The organism is Bacillus sp. AY18-3, assembly GCF_008042305.1.
GTDB classification, from domain to species: Bacteria; Bacillota; Bacilli; order Bacillales; family Bacillaceae_G; genus Bacillus_A; species Bacillus_A wiedmannii.
Genome location: NZ_QKQR01000015.1, coordinates 223,110 through 235,584, shown reverse-complemented (window position 1 = coordinate 235,584; position 12,475 = coordinate 223,110). Strand labels below are relative to the sequence as shown.

Sequence of the window (12,475 nt, the reverse complement as noted above, 5' to 3'; positions counted from 1 at the left end):
GTTTACACTAATTGTAATTTTACTAAGCGCTCTGCAATTTGAACAGAATTCCATGCAGCGCCTTTTAATAAGTTATCAGATACGACCCAAAGATGGAATCCTTTATCGTTATTTAAATCTTTACGGATTCTTCCAACGAATACTTCGTTTTTACCTACTGCAGTAGCTGGCATTGGATATAACTGCTCTTCTGGATTATCTTGCAGAACGATACCTTCCGCATTTGCAAGTAAGCTCTTGAATTCTTCTACTGTTACACCTTCTTTTTCTACTTCGATGTAAACAGACTCAGAGTGACCTGATACAACTGGTAAACGTACACATGTTGCCGCTACTTCTAATTCAGGCATATGCATAATTTTTTTCGTTTCATTAATCATTTTCATTTCTTCAAACGTAAATCCATTATCTTGGAATTTATCAATCTGTGGAATCGCGTTGAAAGCAATTTGGAAATGTTTCTTATCACCTGATACAGGTAAAACATTCGCCTTCACTTCTTCACCATTTAAGATTGCTTGTGATTGTTCATGAAGTTCTTCAATCGCTGCCGCACCAGCACCTGATACAGCTTGATATGTGGAAACGATTACTCGTTTTAAACCATATTGCTGACGAACTGGCTCAAGAGCTACTACCATTTGAATTGTAGAACAATTTGGATTTGCAATAATACCATTATGTTCTTTTAAGTCGTTTTCATTTACTTCAGGTACAACAAGTGGCACGTTTTCTGTCATACGGAATGCACTTGTATTATCAACAACAATCGCACCGCGCTTTGCTGCTTCTGGCGCTAATTGTTTTGATACAGATCCACCAGCACTAAATAGTGCGATATCTACTCCTTCAAAACTTTCAGGAGTTGCCTCTTGAACTGTAAATTCTTCGCCTTTAAATACAAGTTTCTTACCTGCAGATCGTTTAGATGAAAGTAACGTTAACTTCCCGATTGGAAATTCTCGTTTCTCTAAAGTATTTAACATTTGTTCACCAACTGCGCCGGTTGCTCCAACTACAGCGACATGAAAAGTTTTTTGCTTTTCCATCACTATGCCCCTTTCTAGATACCAATCCTTCTATAACTTAGAATTAGAAGGAGTATACAATACCCCTTCTAATCTTAATAACGTTAATTTTATCATATTCTACAGTAAGAATGATGGTTTCATCAAAAATTGTCCGTTTTTTTTCGTTTTTTAATTCATATATCTGAATTTTTCTACGACAACCGGCTGCAATTGCTTCCCTTGCAGCGCTTCTAATACTGTATCTTCCAGCAGCTCCATGCGAGCTACCATTGAGTTTGGTTTTTTCTCTGGTGCATCTTGACCGAATGGGACGAAGTAGATGTTTTTTGTTGCCATTAGGCGCATGAGGTTGACGCCAACAGGGTGATGACAATATAAGTATTTCTTTTTTCTTCTATAATACAATAACTCATTCAAAAGGATTATAAGTAACTTAATGGACAAGTTTTTTGAATGTGGGTTTATGCGAGCTTAAGAAAGTATACATTAGATTTTTTACAATAATTATGTAACTCAACCATTTATTCCTGTTATAACTATATCTTGATTTACATATATAAGGAGGTTTTTATTTGTTTACTGCATTAATGTTTTTGTTTTTATTAGTGTCAATACTATCGGTAATTGCACTAATTATAGGTCTAATCAAACCAGGAAAGGTCGTTCGTTTTGGCAACACAAAAACAAGAGGTCGAGTTATATTAATTTTCTTGCCGTTATTATTCATTTCGTTTATTTTAGCAAGCGTGTTTGCTAGCAAGTCGATAACTCCAGAAGAACGAGTTGCAATTGATAAAAAAAGAGTTGAAGAAAAAGTATTAAAAGAAAACCAAGAAAAAGAAAAAATTGAAAAGGAAAAGAAAGCTAAAGAACAAGAGAAAAAAGCACAGGAAAAAGAAGAACAAGAAAAAGCTAAACAAGCTAACGAAGAGAAAAAGGCTGCCGAAGAAAAACGCAAACAGGAAGAAGCACAACAGAAAGCTGAAAAAGAAGCTAAAGAAAAAGCCGAAGCTGAAGAAAAAGAGAAACAACAAAAAGAAAAGAAAGAATCTACACCAGATAAGGAAAAACAATTACCGGCTACACAATCAAATAAAATTTCTGTTAAAGCTGGTCTAGGTGATACAGAAGAAAACTTTGTAAAAGAATACGGTTCAAATAAAGGGTCCGCTTCAATCGCTAGATTTGCAAACGATTATATTATAGCAATGTTTTTAGAAGGCAGAGCAAATAATATCACCCTTCAATTTTCCCAATCAGGAAAACAAAGTCGTTCATTATCCGATGTCATGACAGAAGTAAAAAATATACTTCCAGTCGATGCTATAGAGAAAGATCGTTATATAGATGCTCAAGATCCTGAAAGAGAAATCATTACATTCACTAGTGAAATATTGAAAAATAGCGTTCCTGAAACAGCATTCTTAGGTGATGAGTCTGGGACATGTATGGCTATAATTCGAAAAGGATTAAATGAAGAATATATTTCTGCGGTTATCGCTTTAGGTAATAGTAATCCATAAAATGGAGACTATGCGTAAAGGTGTTGAATTGACATTATCAAAAGTAGACACCTTACATGAGTTGGCTTAAGTAATGAAAAGAGCCCTAACTAGAGAAACAAATAATATCACAAGGAGAATACACTAAAATGAAAGCAATGAAACTAGTATATCTCGCACTTACACTCATGCTTGTGGGTGGAGGTTGTGAGGTATCTAAAGACCATTTAAAAGATAGTACATCTCTAGATGCATCAGACAAACAAGAAACTGCTAAAGAAAGCCCAGCAGCCAAAGCTTATAAGACTGAGGTTATGGATTTAACTAAAGAGTTAGAAACCTCTATGGGTGAAATGTCTAAGATAATTAATGAAGATAGTACGCTAAGTACATCAAAACAGCGTTTCAGAGACGCATTAGCTAATGTATCAAACGTAACAAACAAATTCAATGCTCTAACACCTGGTGATGGGCAAAAAGATATTCATGAACTTATTTTACGTTCGTTGAAAATTATGCGTGACGGGATAGAAGACGTATACGTTTACCTAGATAATATGAATAAATCTGAGGTTAATGATGGTTTTATCTTAATAAATCAAGGGTCAGACATGTATATGAAAGCTATAAAAAAGTTGTACTAGAGTAGACTTATATAACACCAAATTTGAAAATGATGATTCAAAAGTTAAAGTATTAAACTTCATTGAAGTTAAAGAAAAGAAATAATACATACTTAATATATAATTTCTTTCAGGGGGCATCTTCATGAAAGTTGTACGCTCTATATTTAAAGGCTTTCGTTTAATAGGTTTAATTGTAAAGCCAGTACTTAAAGCATTATCTAAAAGTAAATTTTAAATCTCATAAAAATTAAGATCCCCTTCTGCATATGAGTGCATCAGGGGATCTTTTTCAATTTATTCTATTCGTTCTACAGACAGTACTCATAGATAAATAAGAAACGGTGTATATTTACACTAACATTTATAAAGATGAAAATCAATATATAATTATCTACATATAAAACCAGGTAATAATTTTTATTCATAAAACTATTCTTTTGTAAGAAATCACTTCTAATATATAATTCCATTTTGTTGTTAATTTCTCAAATTATTCCTTAAATAACATCTATATATCTATTTACTTTTAAAACAAAATACTTTAATATATTAAAAGTCGCAAACACATAGGGGAGGAATGGAAAATATGTTAAAAAAAATCAAAAAAATTATGGTTGTTGCTACTGCAGTTGTTATGCTATCTGTTGGTTTCGCAACACTTTCGCCTAAAGCAGCATCAGCGCATTGGGCAGACACACATATGAATTGGGCTTTAAATAAAGGTTACATCACAGCGGATTTACGTGATAATCTGGAAATTCGTCAAAACGCATGGCTAATTATGGTAAGAGCATGGAATGATGCTCCAGGTATTGGTATGGACGGGGCTCATAACTTTGCAAGACAACTAAGAGTTGCAGATGGACGTCCTCTTAACTTAGTAACTCGTCAAGAAATGGCTTCGTTCATTTATAATTTCAGAAATCTTGCTTATACTAACAAAACATGGCCTGGATTCTCTACAACAAACGCTTGGGCAGTAAGAAATAAAATTTATGACGGTTCTCGTCCAACAGATTATGCAACAAGAGCTGAAGTTGTAACAATGATTCATAATGCGGATAAAAGAGGATTACTACAACCTGCAAACTATTAAAAAAAGATGCTCTAATTAGAGCATCTTTTTTTACTTTTCACTTCACATATACATGTGCTTCATTTGCTGTTACATAGTATGTTTTATTTAACTTCATACCACCAACCTTTACGGTCAAGGTATTCTTTCATTGCTTTTAATTGTGCATCTGATGTTGGATTGGAAATGAAATATGTTAATCCATCTGGTTGCAAAATGAATTTAGCGGTCATTTTTAAGGATGTTAATGCCCCCGTAACATCAGGAGTTTCATAAGGTGAAAAAGCTCCTGATTGGATGATGTTTTGTTTGGGTGCTTGTACAGATTCCTGCGTTGCTGATTCGGTAAACCAAGACAGTGACTTATTCCCTATAAGTGAATTAAGGTCACACTTACCGATACCAGGTACATTTCCTGTTTCTGTGTACTGCCAAATATCACAAGGATACGCTGGCTTATTGCCGCCGTATCGTGGAATCCATACAAAGTCAGATTTCACGTTTGCCATACCGAAAGGTTCATACATATGATGACCAACATATAAACCAACTTTCTTAGCACCTAATCGGTATAGTTCATCGATAAACACCTGCGTTCCTGCTCTCATATCATCCATTGTTTTCACTTCTACATCAGCAACCCAAACTGTCGCGCTTTTGTCACCACGATTCCAGAAGTCGCGCGCTTCTACTCTTGCATCTTCAACCGAAACAAAACGACAAAATGCATAGTTACCAAATGGTATTCCATGTTGCTTCATCGCTTGTACATATCCTTTATATAGTGGATCTACATAATTTGAACCATCTTGTACTCGAGCAATTACGAAATCTAAATACTGTTTTGCGACTGGCCAGTTAATATTACCGTTCCATTTTGAAATATCTACAATGTGTCCCATTACTCACCCGCTCCCTTGTTCGGATTATCTGCAAACCATTTCCCAACTGATGGATTTGAGATAACACCTGCAGCAGCTAAAATAAACAGAATAACATCAACGTATTCCTGATATCGTCCCAAATTAAAATTAGGGATAGTATCCATTAATACCATCCCTAACAAAGCAAACAGAGCAACCCATAAACCTCTATTTTTAAGTTTTTCTTTCATATTTAATTAGCCTCCTTTTCTAAATTATCAAGTCTCTTATGAGCTTGCTTAGAACTTTCTTCAACTCGTGTTACACGTTCTCCAAGAGCAATCATTTGTTTTTCACTTGCTTTTAAATCGATTCGGATATCATCAACACCTTTGCGGATATATCCTAGTTCCGCTTTCATTTCTGCGCTTTGTTGCCCATCAGATTTGATGGTCTTTGTTTTGTTTAAAGAATATGCTAAGTAGCTAATTGCAAGCGATAACACTGCAATTAGCACACCAATTTCAATCGTCATTGGTTCAGCTCCTTTCGAAATAAAAAAAGAGACGAATATCGTCTCTCTTTAAAGTTAATTTATATTACCTTACTTGGTATCGATCCTTTAACTGTCACTTTTCCTTCGTATAACGTTTCCCAAATCGATTCTACTTTATAATAAAAGCCGTATTTTGTTTAAAAATTAATTATTAGTAAACATAGCTCTTTATTTTATTTTCCCATATTTTATATCCTTCTCCATTTAGATGTACCCCATCAACCGTCCATACTTTTTTCAATTCCCCTTTTTCATCTGTAAATAAAGAATGTAAATCGATAAAAGTATGGTTATTTTCTTTAGCTAATTTTTCAAGTTCTTTATTTAACCAATTAATATCGGAGTTGTTTAAGTTTGTTGTCTTAGATAATGGTTTAACAGGAAGCATACTTTCAATAAATATTTTTGTGTTAGGAAGTTTTACTGTAAGTTGTTCAAGGATATTCTTATAGTTTTTTAGAACATTTTCTTTTGGTGTTTTCGCTGCCAAATCATTAACGCCAATCATAAGGAATATTTTAGTCGGTTTTAAACTGATAACTTGATTTAATCGATGGATTAATCCTACAGTTGTATCACCACTAATTCCCCGATTATAAGTTTTAATATCAGGAAAAGCTTCATCCCATTCATTGAAATCTGTTAAACTATCACCTAAAAATAATACTCCTGATTCTAATTTATTATCACTATTAATAAGTGTTGAACGAACTTTATACTGCGGAGAAATGCCGTATTTTTTATCTTTATTCGTTTCTGTTGGTATCGATTCAGTACTATTATTATTTGATTTAGTTTCTGCTGTTTTCTCTTTATTATTATTCGCGACTGATACTTCTTTATTGGTACCAGAATAATGATTCATATTGTAGAAGAAATAACCTCCTACTATTAGAAAAGCTACATTTATTGCTACAGATATAATAGCAATCTTCTTTAAATTCATGTTAGTAAATCCTCCAGTCGTTATTGCTTAGGGTTATTTTACCATACTTAAAAATAAAAAAAGAAGACTATTACCTGTCTTCTTTCTTAAAAGCGCGTTTTCTTTTAATGAATTCAATAAAATTTTCATTTTCCATTACATTTATCTTAGAGAGAAGATCTAGATTAATTTGATTTAAATCATTAATCTGGTTTGTCACTAAACTAATTGTCTTTTTTGACGTTTCAAGCTCATGTGCCATGTCTTCTGTTTTCTTCTTTGTACATTCCATTTCATGTACCATGTTTTCTACCTTTTTCTTTGTATGTTCCATCTCACTCTGCAATTGATTAACATCAAAATTTAAAAATTTATGAAAAAAATCATCGTAAAAATCCATTGTGTAATGAACATAAAATGCCTTCCATGGGTGCGTTTCGCTTAAATGATATGTTTTTTCATTCATATCAATGGTTATTACATCATAGTTGTCTATTACATAGTTGTCTAAAATATCCCAAATAGCATTCATTTCATCTACATCTATAGTTTGGATATTCATTTGCTTTCTAAATGCCGTTAAGCTTTTTCCATTTTCAAAAGTATCTGCGAATCTTGATTGATTCAAAATAACTTTAGTATTCGGTGTAACTTCTTTTATAAATTTGAAAAAAGCATCAATCTTTTCTTTCCATAAACCTAAAAATAGATCTTTTTCATCCTTGATATTTATTCTATTTTGATGATTTTTGAAAAAAGATAAATTCTTAAACTTAGGATTATCCGTTAAGTAATTTTCATCATCTAGTTTAATTACACTATTATAGAGGTCTCCATAAAAATCTATAATTAGATAATCAATATTTTTATTTGCTAATAAACCTAAAAACTCTTTACTTAGTTCTGACCTTAAATGCCATTTATCAAAATCCCTTAAACCCGTCAAGTCTTCCCCTTCTAGAAAAGGAAGTGGCTTTGACATAAGACTCAGTACAGAAGATTGATGATGATATGCCACCACATCAAAAAATATTTTGTAATTTTTGTTGAAAAGGGAATTGAAATTATCCCTTGTAACACAAGAACCTAAAATAGCTATTTGCTTAACCATTATTAAACATATCTCCCTAATTATAAAATCAATATATATTGTCCCCTAGCAATCTTATCATTGTTCAAATAATAATGAAATACTTTTTCAAACCACCAACTTTTGAAAATTCATATCCCTTGTATCCTTTGATTTTTTACAATTAAATATTTTTTTGTTATCTTTTAATAGCACAACTACTTTAATGACCTGCATACTAATATAAAAACATAAAATTCCATTTCATTTAATGATATAGAAAGCGGGTATAAGTATGGAAGATATAATTAATCTATCCTTAGTTCTCTTTTTCTTTCTTCTAGTAGTCTTCATTGCATGCTTTATAATACAAGTATTCATGAAGATTTTTGGTAGGAAGAAAAAACCTAACAAATCTATTGAAAAAGAATTAAAAAATCACTCCTCAACACAAGAAAATAGTAATCAAAATGATTCAGGAACAAATGCTAATGATGCTGAAGCAAATTGGACGAATGCCGTGATGACAACTGCATTTATTACAGCATCTATAAAAAGCGCTCATGATCATTCAGACGGTAATAATCATGACGACGTAGATTCACAGGATTAATTTAACTTAGTGATTTAATAAACATCAAGAGTAACATTTTTTAAATCACTTTTTATTAATCTTAATTCTTGGAGATTTCACAATGATAACTTGACCTGTGTCAAATACATTCATTAAAGTTTAGACGCCATATACACTACACTTACAGTCGCCTTTTCTTTATACTCAGTACATGTACCTATTGTGTCATCATAAAAACCACGAATATAAATTTTTTCTCCTTTTTCTAAATACAATAGATGATTTGTTTGAACAGAAAAACGGTCATCCGGTGGCCTGAAATAACAAATACTTCTTTCTGCTGCATTTGGTCCAAATCCACTTTTACCAATATCAAAAACCATGCGAGAAAAAGCATTCGGCGAACCAGATTCTATTACATTAAAATGCGCGTTGAAATTAATATTGTAGAACCCACTCACCTTCACTTCGAAAGTGGCACTCGAAGAGCTTTTTAGATAACTGTTTTCGTATGTTGGTAACGAATAACTAATCCAAGTTCTTGGAGACCAAGGTGTTCCTAACGAAGTACTTGCATCAAGAGATAATCTTATTTCTTTATTATCTAAACTTGGCGTTTCCTGTACAGGAGTAAGATCCTCCTTAGGAATCCCAAAAGAAATAACAGGTTTCCCTAGATAAAATTTAAAAGCCGATTCAATATTTTCTAAAGCTTCAAACCGAATATATACCATTACGTAACTAAAATCTATTAACTTGTAAGGCGTAGAAACAGACTCGAATCTCATTCGTTTATTGCCTACATTAATTTTATGAACGTGAGTACCGTCATAACTTCCATCTTTAGCATAGAATCTTACTTCAAAAGTAAATTTAGCTTTTGAAACATCACCATCTACCCAAACATCTTGTGCGAAATACACATTCTGACTTTCGATGTTATTCATATTCATATTACTTAGTAGTAATTTTGTTTGTAAGCTATTCCCTTTTCCTTTTGGTATCATTCCATAATACTCAACCATACCGATATTTTCGTTGTTCAACGATACTATTTTGTAGGTTTCTCCTAAATCATTACCATGCTTTGAAAAAAACCACTTTTTCTCTGTTAATCCTGCCCCTGTATTATCAAATAAACTTGGCGAAACGTTAATTGTTGCACTTCCTTTTGTTTTATCAATCAATTGTGTTCCAAAGAATGAACTGATTGAATCGTTCATATTGAGTACACGACATTCCTTGCTTTCTACTTTAGATTTCGCATAGGCTAGTATCTCTCTCAATTTCGCTTCTTCCACATGACCAGAACCTGCTCCAGTACGATGATCGTAAAATAATAGTAACCCACGTTCTTTAATACAATTATCAATCGCCTTTTTGATTCTATCTAGACTATTGTGAGTTAAACTGTAGCGGTACAATTTATACGGATCATGCGATTTTTTTATATGTCCTACAGCGTCTGCATCCAAGATTCCATTGAATCTTGTAACCGCATAATCATAGTTCGCTTTAATTAAGTCTAAATATTTATCATTAAGTGTACTATTTGGAGTTACCCATCCATTTACACTTAATCCAAATTTACTAAAACAATTAGCACTATTAGAAATTTCATATTCTGCTTCTTGTAATGACATTACTTCTGTACTCATATCTTGATGAGTGCAACTGTGTGACATAATAGTGAATCCATCTCGTTGGTATTGGCGATAGTAGTCGATGTAGTTATAACTAAATACTCTGTCTTTAATAAGAGCGAAAGTGCAAGGAAGACCGTATTCTTTAAAAATGCTATATGTTAAACGATCTTCAAAAAAACCATCATCGTGTGTAAAGGCGATAATTCCTGTTTCAGGATTACTGGCTTCCATGTAATTCAATCTATCATTTAGGACATTAAAAGTAGTTCCGTTTAGTGATACACGTGCTTGCGCTGCTTCAACTGAAGAATCGCCTTGAATGGTTACTTTATTTAGTTGTTCTTGTACACTTTTAGATAATTCATTAGCTGTATTTGCTTTTGTTATTGCTGTCGTGGCATCTAATGTCGCTTTGCTACTGTTTTTTTCGATATTGTTGTAGGAACCTTCAATTTTATCCCAGTTCTTATTGGTTTCATTACGTAATCGTCTGTCATACAAATCATTGCCCCATCGATCTAAATTCATTGGCATTTACATCACCTATCTTTTCTTTAACATTGTTGTTTGGCATGATTTTTATATAAAGAAAAGAGAGCCAAAAAGGCTCCCTGTTTAATATTGAGTTGTTGATTCTGTAGTTCCGTTAATCATTACATTTACTGCATTTTCTGTTTCCTGTTGAATTAGTAGTTTATCTCCGGAATTTAGAACAATAAATGTATCGCGTACATTGTCGCCAGGTTTCACTTTAACAGTCATGATATCAATCGTATTAAGTGTCAATATTACTGTTTGTTCATTTTCTAATGCATTATTGAAGATGAATTGTTTTACGGTAATTTGCTGATTTTGTTGCACGTCACACACTACTAATTTGTTTGTTTGTTTGAGGTTTCCCTAAGTAAATTTGAACTGATTTCATAAATAATTCCTCCTAAAGTTTGTTTTTATATAAAATTCGTTTTTTAATACTTCTCTATTAACCTTCTAACCACACACGAAACACACGCGTATATGCTTTCTTTCCTTTGACTTTATTTCTCATGCGGAAATAAAAACTTTTAAGTTCACCATTTGGAACACCTAAATCATAAACAAGATCGACATCATCGTTTTGTGATGGTGCGTCAGTCTGTTTAGATGAAACTTTACTCATGATTTGTTGACCACTATCAGCAGAAACCATTGCGATTTCAACTTCTCCGCCTTCTTCAGTAAAAATCTGTGCCTTTAATTTTACATATCTTGTTTTGTGTTCAAAGGTGTAAAATTGGCAACTATCTAAAACATCATGGGTAGACGTTAACCACCAACCATCTTCTACTACATGAATCCCCCGATATGGAGGATAATGTCCTGCGATATCAAACCCATACTGTATAGCACCGCCAATAATTGTTGCAAAACCATCTTCTCTTTCAACTCGAATAAGACCACGATGAACATCGAGGCCTCCTGCACCAATATGGACGTATCTGTTTTTATCTTCTGGATTTATATACCAAACGCCAGTGTTATCAGCAAATGTTTCGGTATTCATGTATAGACGTTTTAACGCTAGATTTAAATTACCACCGTCATCCATAAGTTGCTGCACTTGTTTCTGCGTTTGTTTAAATTGCGCTTGAACGGCACTCGCCGTTTTTAATTCTTTAAAAGTTGATAATTCAATTACTGGTGGCTTAGTTGGATCTGTTGGGTCATCCTCAATTTCGATGACACGAATTTTCACTTTCACATCGGCTTCTTCATATAGCATGTATACATAGTCACCTAAACCAAACTTGTGAAGTGGTGATAATCCATTTTCTATTAAACTAACAATACTCACTTTAAATCTTGTATCTGGTACATCATTAATTTCTTTCTTACAAGCTTCCAGTAATGTTTCTTTTGATTTATATCGCTCATCTCGGATTGGCTTCTGATGAATACGCCCATAAATCTTAGCCATTGGCGATACATATTCAACCATAATTTCTTGATCATTATGATCTTTACCGTAACCACGAATAACCGTTGCAAAATTAGACATATCCGTATCTTCTTCAAACGTTTTAAGGTTATGGCCATAACGGAACTGTGCATCAGTTTCTTTTCCAATTTGATTTTTAAACGTAACTGTTTTAGATGAATAATTAATTTCCATCTCAGCTTCATAAAGATTTAAAGCCTTTTGTAAAAGCGCTGACCGTGTGTCATCACCAAAGTTTTCAAATTTCGTTGCTACAAACGCTCCTTGATTAACATATTTCCAGCCTGTCCCATTAAAAATGAAATCCATACACTGTTTAAAATTGGCGTATCCGTTATATAACTCGTATTGCCAGTCCATCATGTCATCGAAAAAAATATGTGGTGCTGTAACGAGCTTCCCATAATGGCCTCGTTTACTAATTCCTAATGCAATATATTCATCAGATTGATCCATAATACTTGCTCGCTTATCTACCAAATGATAAGCATGTTTCACATTAGGAGTATTCAGTAAATAAAAAGAAAGAGAGTGTTCACCATTCACACGTCTCTTTCTCTTCACCTCTTTATAATCTGTTAGCATTTCTTCTTGTTGATTAATATCTTTCACTACTAACATTTCTCTTCA

The 12,475-nt window shown here is 33.1% G+C and carries 13 protein-coding genes and 1 pseudogene; 4 read left to right on the top strand and 10 right to left on the bottom strand.

The annotated features are described in order from the left end of the window. Positions 1-2 precede the first annotated feature (2 nt). Entirely contained in the window at positions 3-1,049 is a 1,047-nt protein-coding gene (gene asd, locus DM800_RS15650; RefSeq protein ID WP_000414854.1) for an aspartate-semialdehyde dehydrogenase, read from the bottom strand. Positions 1,050-1,199: 150 nt separating this feature from the next. Further along, positions 1,200-1,388, bottom strand: a pseudogene (spoVFB, locus tag DM800_RS15645) (dipicolinate synthase subunit B); the annotation flags it as partial. Between the two features lie 215 nt (positions 1,389-1,603). Here spoVFB and DM800_RS15640 point away from each other — a divergent pair. The 3 genes from DM800_RS15640 to DM800_RS15630 all read left to right on the top strand — a co-directional run bounded on the left by DM800_RS15640 (position 1,604) and on the right by DM800_RS15630 (position 4,255). Further along, positions 1,604-2,554, top strand: a complete 951-nt coding sequence (locus DM800_RS15640; protein ID WP_255447002.1) for a hypothetical protein — start codon at positions 1,604-1,606, stop codon at positions 2,552-2,554. Positions 2,555-2,682: 128 nt separating this feature from the next. Beyond that, complete coding sequence (locus DM800_RS15635) at positions 2,683-3,177, top strand: hypothetical protein (RefSeq protein WP_147787165.1); 495 nt, start codon at positions 2,683-2,685, stop codon at positions 3,175-3,177. A gap of 568 nt (positions 3,178-3,745) precedes the next feature. Next, the gene (locus DM800_RS15630; RefSeq protein ID WP_147787164.1) at positions 3,746-4,255 is read left to right on the top strand and encodes a protein phosphatase 2C; all 510 of its coding nucleotides are present in this window, start codon (positions 3,746-3,748) and stop codon (positions 4,253-4,255) included. Between the two features lie 83 nt (positions 4,256-4,338). Here the strand turns inward: DM800_RS15630 and DM800_RS15625 are convergent, their stop codons facing one another. The 5 genes from DM800_RS15625 to DM800_RS15605 form a co-directional block, all read right to left on the bottom strand. After that, complete coding sequence (locus tag DM800_RS15625) at positions 4,339-5,136, bottom strand: GH25 family lysozyme (RefSeq protein ID WP_147787163.1); 798 nt, start codon at positions 5,134-5,136, stop codon at positions 4,339-4,341. Continuing rightward, positions 5,136-5,348, bottom strand: coding sequence for a hypothetical protein (locus DM800_RS15620; RefSeq protein WP_147787162.1), 213 nt, complete (start codon positions 5,346-5,348; stop codon positions 5,136-5,138). The genes DM800_RS15625 and DM800_RS15620 overlap by 1 nt, the downstream gene beginning before the upstream one ends. 2 nt (positions 5,349-5,350) lie before the next feature. Beyond that, positions 5,351-5,632: a hypothetical protein gene (locus DM800_RS15615; protein ID WP_098358284.1), complete on the bottom strand. Its 282-nt coding sequence runs from the start codon at positions 5,630-5,632 to the stop codon at positions 5,351-5,353. Between the two features lie 172 nt (positions 5,633-5,804). Then, on the bottom strand, positions 5,805-6,599 hold the full coding sequence (locus DM800_RS15610) for an SGNH/GDSL hydrolase family protein (RefSeq protein WP_147787161.1): 795 nt from the start codon (positions 6,597-6,599) through the stop codon (positions 5,805-5,807). A 70-nt stretch (positions 6,600-6,669) separates the two neighbouring features. Then, complete coding sequence (locus DM800_RS15605; protein ID WP_147787160.1) at positions 6,670-7,689, bottom strand: DUF6270 domain-containing protein; 1,020 nt, start codon at positions 7,687-7,689, stop codon at positions 6,670-6,672. A 253-nt stretch (positions 7,690-7,942) separates the two neighbouring features. Here DM800_RS15605 and DM800_RS15600 point away from each other — a divergent pair, with 253 nt between their 5' ends. Further along, the gene (locus DM800_RS15600) at positions 7,943-8,260 is read left to right on the top strand and encodes a DUF4834 family protein (protein WP_098358281.1); all 318 of its coding nucleotides are present in this window, start codon (positions 7,943-7,945) and stop codon (positions 8,258-8,260) included. A gap of 113 nt (positions 8,261-8,373) precedes the next feature. On the opposite strand, the gene DM800_RS15595 is transcribed toward DM800_RS15600, so the two are convergent. The 3 genes from DM800_RS15595 to DM800_RS15585 all read right to left on the bottom strand — a co-directional run bounded on the left by DM800_RS15595 (position 8,374) and on the right by DM800_RS15585 (position 12,466). After that, positions 8,374-10,401 carry a polysaccharide deacetylase family protein gene (locus tag DM800_RS15595; protein WP_147787159.1) on the bottom strand — a complete coding sequence of 676 codons (2,028 nt, stop codon included), beginning with the start codon at positions 10,399-10,401 and terminating at the stop codon, positions 8,374-8,376. An 81-nt stretch (positions 10,402-10,482) separates the two neighbouring features. Then, positions 10,483-10,728, bottom strand: a complete 246-nt coding sequence (locus tag DM800_RS15590) for a hypothetical protein (RefSeq protein ID WP_255447001.1) — start codon at positions 10,726-10,728, stop codon at positions 10,483-10,485. A gap of 121 nt (positions 10,729-10,849) precedes the next feature. After that, the gene (locus DM800_RS15585) at positions 10,850-12,466 is read right to left on the bottom strand and encodes a phage tail protein (RefSeq protein WP_147787158.1); all 1,617 of its coding nucleotides are present in this window, start codon (positions 12,464-12,466) and stop codon (positions 10,850-10,852) included. Positions 12,467-12,475: the final 9 nt, after the last annotated feature.